This window comes from Pseudomonas sp. SD17-1, from assembly GCF_029201585.1.
GTDB classification, from domain to species: Bacteria; Pseudomonadota; Gammaproteobacteria; order Pseudomonadales; family Pseudomonadaceae; genus Aquipseudomonas; species Aquipseudomonas palmensis.
In genome coordinates, this window is the sequence record NZ_CP104044.1 from 2,248,865 (window position 1) to 2,265,670 (window position 16,806).

Annotated in this window: 11 protein-coding genes; 5 read left to right on the forward strand and 6 right to left on the reverse strand. The window is 65.7% G+C overall.

Features of this window, described 5'->3' with window-relative positions:
• Positions 1–33 precede the first annotated feature (33 nt).
• Positions 34–1,446, reverse strand: coding sequence for a PLP-dependent aminotransferase family protein (locus N0B28_RS10085; RefSeq protein WP_043861689.1), 1,413 nt, complete (start codon positions 1,444–1,446; stop codon positions 34–36).
• 360 nt (positions 1,447–1,806) lie between these two features.
• Between N0B28_RS10085 and N0B28_RS10090 the strand changes: the two genes are divergently transcribed.
• Positions 1,807–3,222: an amino acid permease gene (locus N0B28_RS10090; protein WP_043861690.1), complete on the forward strand. Its 1,416-nt coding sequence runs from the start codon at positions 1,807–1,809 to the stop codon at positions 3,220–3,222.
• 222 nt (positions 3,223–3,444) lie between these two features.
• Positions 3,445–5,328: a methyl-accepting chemotaxis protein gene (locus N0B28_RS10095; RefSeq protein ID WP_275731644.1), complete on the forward strand. Its 1,884-nt coding sequence runs from the start codon at positions 3,445–3,447 to the stop codon at positions 5,326–5,328.
• 9 nt (positions 5,329–5,337) lie between these two features.
• On the opposite strand, the gene N0B28_RS10100 is transcribed toward N0B28_RS10095, so the two are convergent.
• Together N0B28_RS10100 and N0B28_RS10105 are read right to left on the reverse strand one after the other, a co-directional pair.
• A complete protein-coding gene (locus N0B28_RS10100; RefSeq protein ID WP_275731645.1) occupies positions 5,338–6,390 on the reverse strand; it encodes an NAD(P)-dependent alcohol dehydrogenase in 1,053 nt (350 codons plus the stop codon).
• Positions 6,391–6,573: 183 nt separating this feature from the next.
• Positions 6,574–7,974, reverse strand: a complete 1,401-nt coding sequence (locus tag N0B28_RS10105) for a PLP-dependent aminotransferase family protein (protein ID WP_043861693.1) — start codon at positions 7,972–7,974, stop codon at positions 6,574–6,576.
• A gap of 171 nt (positions 7,975–8,145) precedes the next feature.
• On the opposite strand from N0B28_RS10105, the gene N0B28_RS10110 reads away from it, so the two are divergent.
• Both N0B28_RS10110 and N0B28_RS10115 read left to right on the forward strand, forming a co-directional pair.
• On the forward strand, positions 8,146–8,919 hold the full coding sequence (locus N0B28_RS10110) for a class II aldolase/adducin family protein (protein WP_078481037.1): 774 nt from the start codon (positions 8,146–8,148) through the stop codon (positions 8,917–8,919).
• 70 nt (positions 8,920–8,989) lie between these two features.
• Positions 8,990–10,024, forward strand: coding sequence for an ABC transporter substrate-binding protein (locus N0B28_RS10115; protein ID WP_043861695.1), 1,035 nt, complete (start codon positions 8,990–8,992; stop codon positions 10,022–10,024).
• Positions 10,025–10,120: 96 nt separating this feature from the next.
• Here N0B28_RS10115 and N0B28_RS10120 read toward each other — a convergent pair whose 3' ends face one another.
• Together N0B28_RS10120 and N0B28_RS10125 are read right to left on the reverse strand one after the other, a co-directional pair.
• Complete coding sequence (locus N0B28_RS10120) at positions 10,121–11,440, reverse strand: aspartate aminotransferase family protein (protein ID WP_078481034.1); 1,320 nt, start codon at positions 11,438–11,440, stop codon at positions 10,121–10,123.
• Positions 11,441–12,505: a phosphotransferase gene (locus N0B28_RS10125; protein WP_054914279.1), complete on the reverse strand. Its 1,065-nt coding sequence runs from the start codon at positions 12,503–12,505 to the stop codon at positions 11,441–11,443.
• A gap of 161 nt (positions 12,506–12,666) precedes the next feature.
• On the opposite strand from N0B28_RS10125, the gene N0B28_RS10130 reads away from it, so the two are divergent.
• Positions 12,667–14,151 carry a PLP-dependent aminotransferase family protein gene (locus tag N0B28_RS10130; RefSeq protein ID WP_054914280.1) on the forward strand — a complete coding sequence of 495 codons (1,485 nt, stop codon included), beginning with the start codon at positions 12,667–12,669 and terminating at the stop codon, positions 14,149–14,151.
• A gap of 41 nt (positions 14,152–14,192) precedes the next feature.
• Here the strand turns inward: N0B28_RS10130 and N0B28_RS10135 are convergent, their stop codons facing one another.
• Positions 14,193–16,658, reverse strand: coding sequence for an EAL domain-containing protein (locus N0B28_RS10135; RefSeq protein ID WP_058540378.1), 2,466 nt, complete (start codon positions 16,656–16,658; stop codon positions 14,193–14,195).
• Between the last annotated feature and the right edge of the window lie 148 nt (positions 16,659–16,806).

Below are 16,806 nucleotides of genomic sequence, written 5' to 3' on the forward strand. Positions count from 1 at the left end.
CGGGGGCGGCGTATTGAACAAAATTGCGCAGGTTCAGGCGGCGTGACGGGCGAACAGCTTTTCCAGTTGCTGCCACAAGGCCGGGTCGGTGCTGAACGCCACGTTGAAGCGCATCCAGCCGGTGGCCTGGGCGTCGACCATGAACAACTGGCCGGGGCCGATCATGATGCCGCGCTCCAGGGCGTCGTCCACCAGCGCTGCGCTGTTGGCGATCTGCGGGTGGCGGGTCCACAGGTACATGCCCTCGTCGGACTCGACGAAAATCTCGAAGCCCAGGCGGTTCAGGCGCCGGCTGACCTCCTGCTGCGCCTCGGCCAGGCGCTGGCGCAGGCGCTTGAGGTGCTTGCGCCAGCGCCCGTCGGTGATGGCCGCATACACCACGCGCTCCATCACCTGTGAGGTGGTCAGGCCCGAGCGCATCTTCAGTTGCAGCAGCTTCTGGATCAGTTCGGGGTTGGCCAGCATGTAGCCCACCCGCACGTTCGGCGAGATGCTCTTGGAATAGCTGCCCACGTACACCACCTGCTGCAGGTGGTCCAGGCTGCTCAGGCACGGTTGCGGTTCGGCCACCATGTCGGCGTACAGGTTGTTCTCCACCAGGCGAAAGCCGTGTTGCGCCGACAGTTGCAGCAGGCGGTGCAGTTGCGCCAGCGGGGTGCGCGAGCAGGTGGGGCTGTGCAGGTGCGGCTGGGTGAAGAACACCGTGGGCCGGTGGTGGGCCAGCAGCCGCTCGAGATGCTCCAGGTCATACCCGGCCGGGGTGCGCGGCACCCCGATCAGGGTGGCGCCCTGAAAGCGCAGGATGCTCATCAGGTTGGGGTAGCCCGGGTCGTCCACCAGCACCACATCGCCCGGGCGCACCAGGGTGCGCACCGCCAGGTCCAGCGCCTGGCTGGCGCCGTGGGTGAGCATCAGCTGGTTGGGGTTGGCCACGATGCGCTGATCCTGTTCCAGGTTCTGCGCGGTGAGGGTGCGCAGCTCGAGCAGGCCCATGGGGTCGCCGTAACCGCTCAGTTCCATCACGCTGCCGGCCACCTGGCGCAGGCCGCGGCGCAGGCCGTCCTCGAACATCCACTCGTTGGGCAGCCAGCCACAGCCGGGCTTGAAGGCCAGCTGGCGGCTTTCGAAGATGTTCTGCAGGTACCACTCGGAGTTGAACTCCGGCTTGCCCGGCTCGGCGTCGCTGGCCTGGCTTTCGATGCGCTCGTTGACCGAGCGGTTGACGAAGAAGCCGGCATTGCCGCGGCTGACCAGCAGGCCCTGGGCCACCAGCCGATCGTAGGCTTCGACCACGGTGAAGGTGCTGACCGAGTAGGTGGCGGCGAAGGCGCGGATGGACGGTACCTTGGCACCGGGTTTGAGGGTCTGGTTCTCGATCAACTCACGCAACCCGTTGATGATCTGGTTGACGAGCGGGGGGGCGGAGTCGGGTCGTAATTCAAGCATGTTGGGGCTGTGCCTTCAGGGTGCGTAACGCCTGGCGCCTGCAGGGAACGGGGGTGTACTGCATTGGCGGCCTGTACAGTGCAGTGCATATTTCACGGCGCTGTGCATGGCTCTCTGTGTCGTACATTTTTACATTAGGGGTCTGTATTCGCCAGCTAAAGCATGTTGAGAGGCCCGATCACTACCGCCAGGGGCAAGCCCCCGGGCGTGCACAGCACGATTGCCGACCTTCAAGGCCATGGATGCCCGCCGGGTTTGCGATCCATCCCGTACACAATCAGACACTGACGAGCAATGAAGCCCGGCATTCGCCGGTCTTGCGTGTTCGCTGGAAAAAGAAAAACAAGGGGTAGACAACTGATGGACGCTACATCGACTTCCACATCCTCCAAGGTGGAGCCCGAGAGCAAGCTTAGCGCTTCGCTCAAATCGCGCCACCTGACCATGATGTCCATCGCCGGGGTGATCGGCGGTGCGCTGTTCGTGGGCTCGGGGAGTGTGATCCACAGCGCCGGGCCGGCCGCCATCCTGGCGTACCTGGCCGGCGGCATCCTGGTGGTGCTGATCATGCGCATGCTGGGTGAAATGGCCACCTCCTCGCCAGACACCGGCTCGTTCTCCACCTACGCCGAGCGCGCCATCGGGCGCTGGGCAGGCTTCACCATCGGCTGGTTGTACTGGTGGTTCTGGGTCATCCTGATGGCCTGGGAAGCCTATGTGGCGGGCAAGATCCTGCACGGCTGGTTCCCCTCCATCAGCGTCAACGTGTTCGTGCTGGCCACTACCCTGGTGCTGATCAGCGTCAACTTCTTCAACGTCAAGCACTACGGGGAGTTCGAATTCTGGTTCGCGCTGATAAAGGTGGTGGCGATCATATGCTTCCTTGTGGTGTGCGGGCTGGCCGTGGCCAACCTGTGGCCCACCGGTGAGGTCCACGGCATCAGCAACCTTACGGCCCAGGGCTTCATGCCCAATGGGGTGGAGGCAGTGGTGGTGGCCATGCTGGGGGTGATGTTCGCCTTCCTGGGCGCCGAAATCGTGACCATCGCGGCCGCCGAGTCGAAGAACCCGTCCGAGCAGATCGTCAAGGCCACCAACTCGGTGGTGTGGCGTGTGTGCCTGTTCTATGTGGGTTCGATCTTCCTGATCGTGGCCCTGGTGCCGTGGAACGACCCGCTGATGGGCCAGTCGGGCTACGGTTCGTACCGTCGTACCCTGGAACTGCTGGGCATTCCGGGCGCTGAGTTCGTGATGAACTTCGTGGTGCTGACCTCGGTGAGCAGCTGCCTGATCTCGGCGCACTACACCGCCTCGCGCATGCTGTTCTCGCTGTCGACCCGCGGTGATGCACCGTCGTTCTTCAAGATCACCCGCGCCGGTACCGGTGTGCCGGTGTTCGCCATCATCGGTTCGTGCTCGGTGGCGGTGTTCGTCGCCCTGATCAACTTCAGCGACACCCTGCGCCCGAAAGACGTGCTGGACGTGCTGATGAACACCACCGGCATGATCGCCTTGCTGGTGTACCTGGTGATCGCGTTCTCGCAACTGAAGATGCGTCGCAAGCTGGAAGCCGAGGGCAAGGAAATCCGCCTGAAGATGTGGCTGTTCCCGTGGCTGACCTACCTGGTGATCGTGTTCATCATCGGGTGCCTGGTGACCATGGCCTTTGTGCCGGACTACCAGGTACTGGTGTTTTCCACCGGTGCGGCGGCGGCCATCGTGGCACTGATGGGCGTGTTCATGCACGTGCGTGCGGCCAGGCAGCTCAAGGGCTGACAGGCACCATGACGAAAAAGACCAGGGCCGCAAACGGCCCTGGTTTTTTTTTGCCTGCCCGCGGCGCGGATGCCGCCCGCCGGGTTCGTCCTACAAGCAGTGGCCGTGATGCCGGTAAACAATCCCCATTACGGCACCGGGCAATCATCGCAACGTTGATTGCAGTGTGCCAGTACGCCTGCCTAGCATGCCCGTTTGCTCGATTCGGCACGGAGTGCAGGCATGAAGATCGTTCACAAGGTTGGCCTGGCGGCCGCCACATTGCTGTTCATTACCACCGGATTGCTGTCGGTCACGCAGGTCAGCCAGGTGCGCGAGGCCCTGCACAAGCAAGTGTCTGCCGGCATCGCCGAGTCCAGCGGTGCCCTGGCCCGGCAGATCGAGAACTGGCTGAACGCCAAGCTCAAGCTCATGGGCCTGGTGGCGCAGGTCATCGACAGCCGCTACAGCCCTGAAAACACCCAGCGCATCATCGACAGCCCGATGCTCAAGGACGAGTTCATCCTGATATTCGGCGCCTTGCAACGCGACGGCAAACCCCTCACCAACACGCCCAGCTGGCGCCCCGATGCGAGCTGGGACGGGCGCACACGGCCCTGGTATGCCGTCGCCAAGGGCGCCGACAAGGCGGTGCTCACCGAGCCCTACATCGACTCGGCCACTGGCGAAACGCTGATTTCGGCGGTCACGCGCCTCCACGATGGCGCTACCTTCGCCGGCGTGCTGGGCGGCGATATCCGCCTCAAGAGCGTGGCCGATGCCATCAATACCCTGGACTTCAACGGCGCCGGCCATGCCTTTCTGCTCAGCCGCAACGGCACGATCATTTCCCACCCCGACAGCCAGTACAACGGCAAGCCCTACAGCAGCCTGTTCGATGGCCAGCACCCGGCGCTGGACAGCCAGCTGCAGACGGTTAGAACCGGCGATCACGATTCACTGGTGTCCTTCACCCCGCTGACCTACCTGGAGGGCATGGACTGGTTGATCGGCGTGGTGCTCGACCAGCGCATCGTGATGGCCGAGGCCGACAGCCTGACCTGGCGTGCAGTGCTGGCCACGCTGCTCGGCGTGCTGGTGAGCCTCGTGGTGCTGGGCCTGCTGCTCGGGCGCCTGCTCAAGCCGCTGGACCTGCTGCACCGCTCGTTCCATGAGGTCAACCAGGGCGACGGCGACTTGACGCGGCGCCTGCCCGACGGCGGCAATGACGAGGTGGCGCTGGTGTCGCGCGAGTTCAACGGCTTTCTGGGCAACCTGCAGAACCTGATCCATCAGGTGATGAGCACCTCCAACCAGGTGCGCGAGAGCACCCACCTGACGTCGGCCGAAGCCACCCGGACCGATGAACGCCTGCAGCGCCAGTTGCAGGAGCTGGACCAGCTGGCCACGGCCATGCAGGAGATGGCCTCCACCGCCGAAGACGTTGCGCGCAACGCCCAGGCAGCGGCGCAGGCCGCAGTGATTGCCGACGAGGAAGCACACGGCGGCGAGGACGTGGTGCGACGCTCGACCGCGGCGATCCGGCAACTGGCCAGCGAAATGGACGACACCGGCCATGCAATCAATGACCTGTCGCGCCTCAGCGACAACATCGAGTCGATCCTGGCGGTGATTACCAGCATTGCCGAGCAGACCAACCTGCTGGCGCTCAATGCCGCCATCGAGGCTGCACGTGCCGGCGAGACGGGGCGAGGTTTCGCGGTGGTGGCCGACGAGGTGCGCACGCTGGCCTCGCGCACCCAGCAGTCGACCCAGGAGATCCGCCAGATGATCGACCAGCTGCAGGCCGGGGTGCGCCACGCCGAGTCGCGCATGCAGCACAACCGCGACAGCGCCGGCAAGACCGCCGAGGAGGCGGGCGCGGCCAACGACAGGCTCGTGCGCATTCGCCAGGCGATCACCCGCATCAACGACATGAACACCCAGATCGCCACCGCGGCCGAGCAGCAGAGCGCCACCAGCGAAGAGATCAACCGCAACACCACGACCATTCGCGACATCAGTCATGAAGTGGCCGCAGGCACCCAGGTGCAGGTGCGCCAGTGTGCGGTGATGGTGGAGCAGGTGGGGCAACAGCACCACCTGCTGGGGCGCTTCAACCTGTGAGGCGGGGGCTCAGGCCTTGAGCGAGGCCATGTCGATCACGAAGCGGTACTTCACGTCGCCGGCGATCATGCGGCTGTAGGCCTCGTTGATGTGCTGGATGTCGAGCATCTCGATGGCGCAGCAAATGCCGTGCTCGGCGCAGAAGTCCAGCACCTCCTGGGTTTCGGCGATGCCGCCGATCAGCGAGCCGGCCAGTACGCGGCGCTTGAGCACCAGGTTGGCGGCGTGCAGGGGCGGCTCCACCGGTTCGATCAGGCCCACCAGGATGTGCACGCCGTCGAACTTCAGGGTTTCCAGGTAGGGGTTGAGATCGTGCTGCACCGGGATGGTGTCGAGCAGAAAGTCGAAGTGCCCGGCCACGGCGGCCATCTGCGCGGCATCGGTGGACACCACCACATGGTCGGCGCCCTGGCGGCGGGCTTCCTCGGCCTTGCTGGCCGAACGGGTGAACAGGGTGACTTCGGCGCCCATGGCCTTGGCCAGCTTGATGCCCATGTGGCCCAGGCCGCCCATGCCGAGGATGCCGACCTTGTGCCCGGCCTTGACCCCGTGGTGCTTGAGCGGCGAATAGGTGGTGATACCGGCGCAGAGGATCGGCGCGGCGCTGGCCAGGTCCATGCCGGCCGGGATGCGCACCACGAAATGCTGGTCGACCACGATACTGCTGGAATAGCCACCCATGGTGTTGCTGCCGTCGACCCGGTCGGGGGTGGCGTAGGTCATGGTCGGGCCTTCGAGGCAGTACTGTTCCAGGTTGGCGGCGCAGGCCTGGCAGTGGCGGCAGGAGTCGACCATGCAGCCCACACCCACCAGGTCACCCACCTGATAGCGGCTGACGCTGGCGCCCACGGCAGTGACCTTGCCCACGATTTCGTGGCCGGGCATCAGCGGGTACACGGCGATGCCCCATTCGTTGCGGGCCTGGTGGATATCGGAGTGGCACACGCCGCAGTAGAGAATCTCGATGGCTACGTCGTCGGGGCGTGGGCTGCGGCGCTGGAAGGTCATGGGGGCGAGGGGTGTGGTGGCCGACTGGGCGGCGTAGCCGATGGCGGTGTACATGGGGGAACCTCGCAAAAGCAATGACGATAGAGGCGGCGCATTGTCCGCGCGGGCAACGGGCGTGCCCACCGGCAATCCTCTGCGTGTCATGCCTGATTCTCCGGACCTGCGGGGGGGGCGCCCGGGCGGGCCTCTTCGCCGGCAAGGCCGGCGCCTACTGGTGAAGAGGCGAGTCGAATCCGGTCAGTGCGCGGCCTGCTCCAACAGCCGGTAGATCCGCTCATCCTGCGCGTGCGCCACATTGAAACGCAGCCACGGCACCACCCGCGCATCGGGCATGAACAGTTGCCCGGGCGCGAGCAGAATCTTGTGTTCGCGTGCGTCCATGGCCAGTGCCGTGGCGTCTTCGACCTGGGGGTGACGGGCCCACAGGAACAACCCCGCATGGGGCTTGACGAAGATCTCCATGCCCACCGCCTCGAGCTTGCGCGCCACCTGTTCATGGGCCAGGGCCAGGTTGGCCTGCAACTGCTTGACGTGCTTGCGGTGGCGCCCCTGCAGCAGCACCTCCAGTGCCAGTTCCTCGGCAATTGCCGAGGTGGTCAGGCCGCTGGCCATCTTCAGTGGCACCAGTTCGTCGATCAGGTCGCGGTGCGCGGCAACGAACCCCACCCGCAGCGACGGCGCGATGCTCTTGGAGAAGCTGGCCACATAGATCACCCGCGCCAGCTGGTCCATGCCTGCCAGCGCCTGCTGGTCGGACGGGTCGAGGTCGGCGTAGATGTCGTTCTCCACGATCAGGAAGTCGTACTTTTCCGCCAGTTGCAGCAGACGGTGGGCCACCGCCAGTGTCAGGCTGGTGCCGGTGGGGCATTGCAGGCGCGTGTTGGTGAAGAACACCTTGGGCCGGTGTTCGCGGATCTGCGCCTCGAGCACGTCCAGGTCGATGCCGTCGCGGGTGCGTGGCACCCCCAGCAGGCGGGCCCCCTGCAGGCGCAGGTTGAGGAACAGGTTGTGGTAGCCCGGTTCGTCCACCAGCACGCTGTCGCCGCGGTGCACCAGGTAGCGCACCAGCAGGTCCAGCGCATGGCTGGCGCCGCTGGTCAGCAGAATCTGCTCGGGGTGGGCGTTGACCCGGGTATCGAGCAGCTTCTCCACCAGCCGGGCGCGCAGGTTGGCGCACCCCTTGGCATGGCCGTAGCCGGTGAACTCGCTCGGGTCGCGACGGCTCAGGGCGCGCAGGCTGCGTTGCACCCCGTCATCGTCGCTCCAGGGCTCGGGCAGCAGGCCGATGCCCGGGCGCAGGTCCATGCCCAGCGGCTGGAACACCTTCTGCAGCAGCAGGTAGGCGTCGAAGTCGAAGGCATCGTCGCTGGCACTGGGCATCGGCGGCGGGGCGGGGGTGTCGGGGGCGCTGCGTACATAGAAGCCGGCATTGCGCACCGCCGTCAGGTAACCCAGGGCCACCAGCCGGTCATAAGCCTCGACGGCGGTGAAATGGCTGACCTTGTGGGTTTGCGCGAACTTGCGGATGGAGGGCAGCTTGGTGCCCGGGCGCAAGCGCTGTTCGTTGATCGCGAGGGTGATGCCCGCAACGATCTGGTTGACCAGCGACTGCGACGAGCTGGCATCCAACAACATCATAGAAAACATCCGTCAGGCGAGGGTGTGGCGGTGGGTGTACTGGTGAAAACACCATAACAGGGCCGGCACAACCAGCGCGTTCTGTGCATGGTGGGCCGCCGGGGGCTGCTGCAACATCCCTGCATGCCGGCGGGCCAAGTGCCCGAAACATACCATGAACAAGGAGGCGCGATGCACCCCAACACCCCGCGGATCGACGCGCAGCAGGTTTCGCCCGAAGAGTGGCAGACCCGTTGCGATCTGGCAGCGCTGTACCGGCTGCTGGCCCACTTTCGCATGACCGATCTGATCGACACGCACATCTCGGCCCGTGTCCCCGGCGAGCCGGGGCATTTCCTGATCAACCGCTACGGCGTGCTGTTTCATGAAATGCGCGCTTCGGACCTGATCAAGATCGACCACCACGGCAACACCATCGACCCTGGCTATGACGCCGGCAGCGTCAACCGTGCCGGCTTCAACATCCATTCGGCGATCCACGCCGCACGTCCGGACCTGGCCTGTGTGGTGCACACCCATACCGCTGCCGGCATGGCCGTGTCGGCCCAGGAGCAGGGGCTGTTGCCGATCACCCAGCATGCGCTGAAGTTCTATCGCCGCCTGGGTTACCACGACTACGAGGGCATTGCGCTGAACCCGGCCGAAGGCGAGCGCCTGGTCAGGGACCTGGGCCCGCACATGGCGATGATCCTGCGCAACCATGGCCTGCTGGCCGCCGGGCGCTGCATTGCCGAAGCCTTCAACCAGATCTACTTCCTGGAGCGCGCCTGCCAGGCGCAGGTACAGGCACTGGCGGGCAACTCGCCGCTGCGCCTGCCGGACGAAGCGGTCTGCGAACTGACCGCGCAGCAGTCCGACGCCGAATTCGATCAGCAACTCCACCTGTTGGCCTGGACCGCCGCCTTGCGCCTGATCAGTGGTGATCAGGTGGATTACCGAAGCTGAAGTGCGACCACCCGAAAGGACGCCCAGCGTGTATCAACTCTGCCAAAACCAATAAATTACAGAGGTAGACATGAAAAGAACCACCATTGCCGCCGTGTTGCTCAGTGCTTTTGCCGCCAACGCCCTTGCTGCCGAAATCACCGTGATTTCGTTTGGCGGTGCCAGCAAGGATGTACAGACCGAGGCCTTCTACGCCCCCTTTGCCGCCGCCAGCCACAGCAAGGTGGTAGCGGGTGAATACAACGGCGAAATGGGCCGGATCAAGGTCATGGTCGACACCAACAGCGTCAACTGGGACGTGGTGCAGGTCGAGAGTGCCGAACTGATCCGTGGCTGCGAGGAGGGCCTGTTCGAACACCTGGACCTCAACCGTATCGGCAAGGAAGCGGATTTCGTGCCCGGCACCCTGTCGGACTGCGGCGGCGGCCTGCTGGTATGGTCGATGGCGCTGGCCTACAACGGCGACAAGCTCAAGCAGGCGCCTACCGGCTGGAGCGATTTCTGGGACACCAAGAAGTTTCCGGGCAAGCGCAGCCTGCGCAAGGGCGCCAAGTACACCCTGGAAGCGGCACTGATGGCCGATGGCGTGCCGTATGCCGACGTGTACAAGGTGTTGTCGACGCCGGAAGGGGTGGAGCGTGCATTCCGCAAGCTGGACCAGATCAAGCCCGACATCCAGTGGTGGGAGGCCGGTGCGCAGCCGATGCAGTTCCTGGCCAGCGGCGACGTGGTGATGAGCACCGCGTTCAACGGCCGGGTGTTCGCCGCACAGGCGGCCGGCGCCAATGTGCACACGGTATGGAATGGCAGCATCTACGCCATCGACTCGTGGGCGATCCCCAAGGGCAGCAAGAACAAGGCCCTGGCCGAGGACTTCATCGCGTTTTCGCTGCGCCCGGAAAACCAGAAGATCCACACCACCAAGCTGGGCTATGGGTCGACCAACCTGCATACCGCCGGGCTGCTTGACCCTGCACTGGCGGCGCAGTTGAACACCGCGCCGGACAACCTGGCACAGGCCATCCCGATGGACAGCGAGTTCTGGGTCAACAACGGCGAAGACCTCGAGCAGCGCTTCAATGCCTGGGTTGCCAAGACCAAGTGAGTGAACCCCTTCGCCAGCAAGGCTGGCTCCTGCACCAATCGTTGTAGGAGCCAGCCTTGCTGGCGAAAGGGGCACAACCGTCAATGCCTCTCGCTGTCAGTTCAGCGACTTCAGCACCGCCTCCAGCGTCTGCACGAACAGATCGGCATGCTCGCGCTGGAAGATCAACTGCGGCCTGATCTTGAGGATGTTGGCCGCCGGCCCCGCCGAACTGATCAGCACGCCACGTTCACGCATGCCGTTCACCACCCGTGCCGTTGCCTCGGTGGCCGGCGCCTTGCTGGCACGATCGGTTACCAGCTCGACCCCCACGAACAGCCCGGCCCCGCGCACGTCGCCAATCAGCGGGTAGCGCTCGGCAAGCCCTTGCAGACCCGCCTTGAAGTATTCGCCCACCGCCGCGCAGTTGGCCATCAGGCCTTCGCCCTGGATCACGTCGAGCACCGCGTTGGCTGCTGCACATGACACCGGGTTGCCGCCGAAGGTGTTGAAGTAGCGGGCGGTGCGACCGAACGCATCGAGCACCTCGCCGCGGAACACCGCACCGGCAATCGGCTGGCCGTTGCCCATGGGTTTGCCCATGGTGACGATGTCGGGCTGCACGCCATGGCGCTGGTAGCCCCACATGTGCGAGCCGGTACGGCCAAAGCCCGATTGCACCTCGTCGGCGATGTACAGCAGGCCCTCTTCGCGGGCCACGGCCACCGCCTGTTGCAGGAAGCCGGCCGGGTCGGACAGCACGCCATCGCTGGCGAAGATGCCGTCGAGCAGCAGTGCTGCCGGCTTGATCCCGCAGCGGCGCAGGTCGGCGATGGCGGCGCGCACGTCGTCGGCGAAGATCTGTGCCACGTTCTCGGCGCTCAGGCGGTAGGCGTCGGGAGCCCGCACGGTACGCACGAAGTCACCCACCGGCACGCCCGCACCCAGGGAAGGCGAGGCGGCGGCGATCTGGTCGGTCACGCCGTGGTAGGCCAGCTGGGTCACGATCAGGCCGGTACCGCCGGTGTACTGACGGGCGATGCGCAGGGCCAGGTCGTTGGCCTCGCTGCCGGTGCAGGTGAACATCACCTGGTCCAGCTCGGGCGGGAAGGTGGCCAGCAGTTTCTCGGCATAGTCGAGGATGCCTTCATGCAGGTAGCGGGTGTGGGTGTTGAGCACCTTGGCCTGCTCGTACAGCGCCTCGACCACCTTGGGGTGGCAGTGGCCGATGGAGGCCACGTTGTTGTAGGCATCCAGGTAACGCTTGCCGTCGGCGTCGTACAGCCACACGCCTTCACCCTTGACCAGGTGCAGCGGGTGTTCGTAGAACAGGCGGTAGGCCGGGCCCAGCACGCGCGCACGGCGCTCGATCAGGGCACGTTCGGTTTCGCTAAGGCGTGCGGCATCTTCGGCGGTGAAGCCATTGATCATGGTCATTTACAGCGTCTCCTCGGAGCAGATACGACGAATCTGTTGCTGCGCGACCTCGCGCGGCACGTCAGCCAGGGCCTTCAGGCCACGCCAGGCAGACGGCGCGTTGCGCAGGATGTAGGTGCGGTTTTCCGGGTACAGCGCAGCGCGCCAGTTGGTGATGGTCACGGTCAGCACCAGGCGGGTGGCGATCAGGTCCACCAGCAGTTCCTGTTCCAGCGGCTCCAGCGGCGCGATGCGGTGGTAGGCGCGGATGAACGGTGCAGCGTGTTCCAGCGGGTCGCCCTGGCTGCCCAGTTGATAGGCGGCGCCCACGGCCAGGTCGTTGACCAGCGGGGCATGCACCATGTCGCCGAAATCGAGGATGTTGCGCACCGGGTGCGGCTGGCTGGCATCGACGATCACGTTGTGCGGGTTCAGGTCGTTGTGGATCACCTGGGCGCGCAGGCCCTTGAGGTGCGGTTGTGCGTGGCGCTCGAAGTTGTCCAGAAAGTGCTGGGCCAGCTGGCGCTCTTCAGGGTCCTGGATCAGGCCGATCTTGTCGCTCAGCCGCGAGGCGTGCTTGAGGTCCCACAGCAGCTCGTGCCCGGCGCCGGGGTGGAAGAAGCCGCGCAGGGCCAGCCCCAGGCGGGCCAGGTGCTCGCCCAGGCTGCTGCGCAGCGCCACGTCGGGGTGTTCGACGCGGTGCAGGCAGATCCCGTCGACGAACGAGAACAGCCGCACCAGCAGCGGCTGGCCATCGAACATCAGCGGGATCTGGTAGCTGCCGCTGGTGTTGGGGTAGATGCGCTGCACCGCCAGGGTCGGGTCGCAGTGCTGGATGTGCAGCAGCGCCTGGTTCTGGAAGTCGGCCACCTGCGGGTCTTCGGCCGCGTTGGAGACCTTGAGCAGGTACTGGGCGCCGTCGGCGCAGGTGATCTGGAAGTTGAGGTCACGCTCGCCGGTGAGCAGGCGGCATGCGCCGTGCAGGCCGAAGTACTGCGCTGCCACGGCCTGCGCCTGTTCGGCCGAAACCTTGGGCGGAGCTGCGACCAGCAATGCGTCGAAGGCAGGGGGTGTGTGAAGGGTCACTGAACATCACTCTGTCGATTGCCGGGAAAGCTGGGGTGTCAGGCCAGCACTGGTTCGAACATAGGCCTGTTTGGCTATATCGGTTATATCCAGAGTTGATCAGTTGTTAAGGCCACTTGTATGCTCGCGGTTCCGATTCCGCCCCTGCAGTGAGGCACCCGATGGCATCGCTTCTCCACGACCTGCTGGTCGGCACGCTGGACCGCGACGGCGGCGTGACCCTGCAGCGCCAGTTGTACCAGGCGATCCAGGCGGCGATCCTGCAGCGGCGCCTGCCGGTCAACCACAAGTTGCCCTCCACCCGGGCGCTGGCCGAGCAGTTGCTGGTCTCGCGCCTGACCGTGTCGCTGGCCTACGACCGTCTGCTCGATGAGGGCTACCTGTACGCCCGGCCCGGCAGCGGCACCTTCGTGGCCGACACCTTGCCCCAGGTGAAAACCGGCGTGCCGGCCCCCGATACGCCCGATCAGGCGCCGCTGTCGGCCCGGGGCAAGGCGATCAACGCGCGCTTCGGCGCGGTGGCGCGGGCCGAGGGCGCCTTCGTGGGCGGCGTATCGGACGCCGACCTGTTTCCGTTTCATATCTGGAAGCGCCTGCACAACCGCTACCTGAGCAAGCGCCAGGCGCACCTGGCCGGCTACGTGGATCAGGGCGGCTACCGCCCGCTGTGCGAGGCGCTCAGTGCCTACCTGTATGCGGCCCGCGCGGTCCGTTGCAGCCCGGCGCAGGTGATCGTGACCCAGGGCACCCACCAGTCGCTGGACCTGGTGGCCAAGCTGCTGGGCGACCCGGGGGACACCGTGTGGGTCGAGAGCCCCTGCCATTGGGGGGCGCCGGTGGTGTTTTCGGCGGCGGGGCTGCACTGCGCGCCGCTGGCGATCGATGCGCAGGGCGCCTGCCTGCCTTCTGCAGTGCCGGCTGCTGCGCCGCGGCTGGCGTTCGTCACGCCGTCGCACCAGTACCCCACCGGCAACATCATGTCGCTGCAGCGCCGGCGTGACTGGCTGGCGTATGCCCAGGCCAACAACCTGTGGGTGGTGGAGGATGACTACGACAGCGAGTTCCGGTACGACATCGAGCCGATGCCGTCGCTGCAGGGGCTCGGTGGCGAAGACCGGGTGATCTACCTGGGCACCTTCAGCAAGGTGATGTTCCCGGGGCTGCGCCTGAGTTACCTTGTGGTGCCCGAGGGGCTGGCCGAGGCCTTCGGCAAGGGCCTGATCCAGCTGTACCGGCCAGGGTACCTGTCGATTCAGGCGGCGATGGCCGACTTCATCCAGGAAGGGCATTTCGCCCGGCACATCCGCAAGATGCGCGCCGAGTACGCCCAGCGCCGCAGTTGCCTGCAGCAGTGCCTGGACGAGGCGTTCGGGGCGCTGATCGGGTACTCGGCGGGGCAGGCGGGGTTGCACCTGGCGGTACGCATCGGTGCCCCGGGCACGGCGCGCAAGATGCTGGCGCAGGCCCCGGCACATGGGCTGGTGCTGCGCGGCGGCTACAGCGTGGAGCCCGACGCCGATGACGACAACCTGCTGGTGCTGGGGTACGGCGGGGTCAAGGTGGGCGAGATCGAGGCGGCAGTGCAGCGGCTGCGGCGGCTGTACGATCAGGTGGCGGCAGGGCCGGCTCCCGCACCTGTCGTGTAGGAGCCGGCCTTGCCGGCGAAACGGCCTGCGCGCTCGCTGCTCTACCGGCCTCCCTTCTGGCGCTTGTCAGCCGGCTGCGGATGCCCGAACAGATACCCCTGAAAATGCGAGCAGCCTTCGGCCTGCAATTGCTTGAACTGCGCCTCGGTCTCCACCCCCTCGGCGGTGGTGTTGATCAGCAGGCTGCTGCTCATGCCGGTAATGGCGCGGATGATCGACATCGCCTCGCGGCTTTCGCCCATGTCGTGCACGAACGACTTGTCGATCTTGATCCGGTCGAACGGGAACGAGCGCAGGTAGCCCAGCGAGGAGTAGCCGGTACCGAAGTCGTCCAGGGCAATACGCACGCCCATGTCCTTGAGCGCCTGCAGGGTACGCAGGTTGCCGTCGCTGTTCTCCAGCAGCACCGATTCGGTGATCTCCAGTTCCAGGCGCGACGGGTCGAGCCTGGCGTCGGTCAGCGCAAGCTGCACCACTTCCACCAGGTCGCTGTTCTTGAACTGCACCGGCGACAGGTTGACCGCCACCGATTGCTCGGTGGCCCAGCTGGCGGCCTCCTGGCAGGCCAGGTTCAGCGCCCGCGTACCCACCTCGTGGATCAGCCCGGTCTCTTCGGCAATCGGGATGAAGTCCATCGGCATGACCTGCCCCTTGACCGGGTGCTGCCAGCGCATCAGCGCCTCGTAGCCGGTGATCTGCCCGTCGTTGCCGATGATCGGCTGGTAGTGCATGTGCAGCTGGCCCAAGTGCAGCGCGGTGCGCAGGTCGGTTTCCATGATGCGGCGGCGCCGCGCGGCTTCGTCGAGCTCGGGGTGGAACAGCTCGTAGCGGTTGCGCCCGTTGCGCTTGGCCTCGTACAGCGCCATGTCGGCGTAGCGCAGCAACTGGTCGGCCTTGTGGTGGTCGACCGGCGCGATGGCGATACCCACGCTCAGGCCCACCGAGAAACTGTGGCCGTCGATCAGGAACGCCGGCGCCACTGCCTCGATCAGGCGCGTGGCGGTGCGCTGGGCATCCTCGAGGCGCGCCAGGTGTGGCAGCACCACGGCGAACTCGTCACCGCCCAGGCGCGCCAGGGTGTCCTGGTCGCGCAGCACGCTGCGCAGGCGCTGGCCCAGGGCGCGCAGCAGGCGGTCGCCGAAGGCATGCCCCAGGGCATCGTTGATGTTCTTGAAATTGTCCAGGTCCAGACACAGCGCCGCAGTCATGTGCTGGCGCGCCTGCCCGTCGGCCAGCGCCTCTTCCAGGCAGTTGTGGAACAGCGTGCGGTTGGGCAGGCCGGTGAGTTCGTCGTGGTGCGCCATGTGGTGAATCTGCGCGTGCGCGGCGATCTCGTCGGTGACGTCGTCGGCGATCTGCAGCACATAGTGGCCCGCACCCACCTGCGGGTTGCGGCTGAGCAGGGTGCGTGAGCGCAGGGTGCGTCGGCCCAGCGGGGTGTCGAGGTGGTCTTCGGTCAGGTGCAGGCCGTTGTGGTTCAGGCAATGCTCGGTGAGGTGTTCGAGGTAGCCGGCCATCACCGGCACCAGGCTCTGCTGCGGGGTACTGCCGACCAGGGCGCACTGCTGGCTGGAGAACAGCTTCTCGGCCTGCGGGTTGGCCAGCAGGATCTGGCGTGACGCCACGTCCAGCACCATCACGCTGGACGGGATGTTGCTGATCACCGAGTCGAGAAACTGCGACAGCGCGGCCATTTTCTCGCTCTGCGCTTCGGCCAGCTCCTTGGCTGCCAGCAGGTCGAGTTCGTACTGGCGGCGCTCGGTGATGTCGCGGGTGATCTTGGCGAACCCCAGCAGCTGGCCATCGTCGTCGTGGATGGCTTCGATCACCACGTTGGTCCAGAAGTGCGAGCCGTCCTTGCGCTGGCGCAGGCCCTGGGCCTCGAAGCGGCCGGTCTGGCGTGCGGCGTCCAGGCACTGGGCGGGCAGGCCGGCGGCGCGGTCCGCCGGGGTGTAGAACACCGAGAAATGCTGGCCGACGATCTCGTCGTGGGTGTAGCCCTTGGCCCGCTCGGCGCCGGCGTTCCAGTTGATCACATGGCCCAGCGGGTCGAGCATGTAGATGGCGTAGTCGTTCACGCCTTGTACCAGCAGGCGGAAGTGACGCTCCTGTTCACGTTGTTCGAGCAGGGCGCGGCGCTGTTCGGTGCAGTCGCGGGTAACCTTGGCAAAGCCGACCAGGTGGCCGTCGTCGTCATGCACCGCGTCGATCACCACGTGCGCCCAGAACGCACTGCCGTCCTTGCGCAGGCGCCAGCCCTCGGCCTCGAAGCGGCCCTGGTCGCGGGCGGTCTGCAGGTTTTTCTGCGGCAACTGCGTGGCGCGCTCCTCGGCGCTGTAGAACACCGAGAAATGCTCGCCGATGATCTCTTCGCCGGTATACCCCTTGGCCCGCTGCGCCCCGGCGTTCCAGTTGCTGACCACACCCTCCGGGGTCAGCATGTAGATCGCGTAATCGATCACGCTCTGTACCAGCAGGCGATACATTACATCGGAGTTTTCAATCATGTCGGCATCTCGGATCGCGTGGGGATGAAGCCAGCGGGGTGGGCAAGAGGAAACGAAAGGCGCGGGTGCGCAAAGCGGCACACTCAATATCAGGGCCGGATGCGAACGGCAATGGTTCTTTGGTACTGATTTTGGCGGCGCTCAGGGA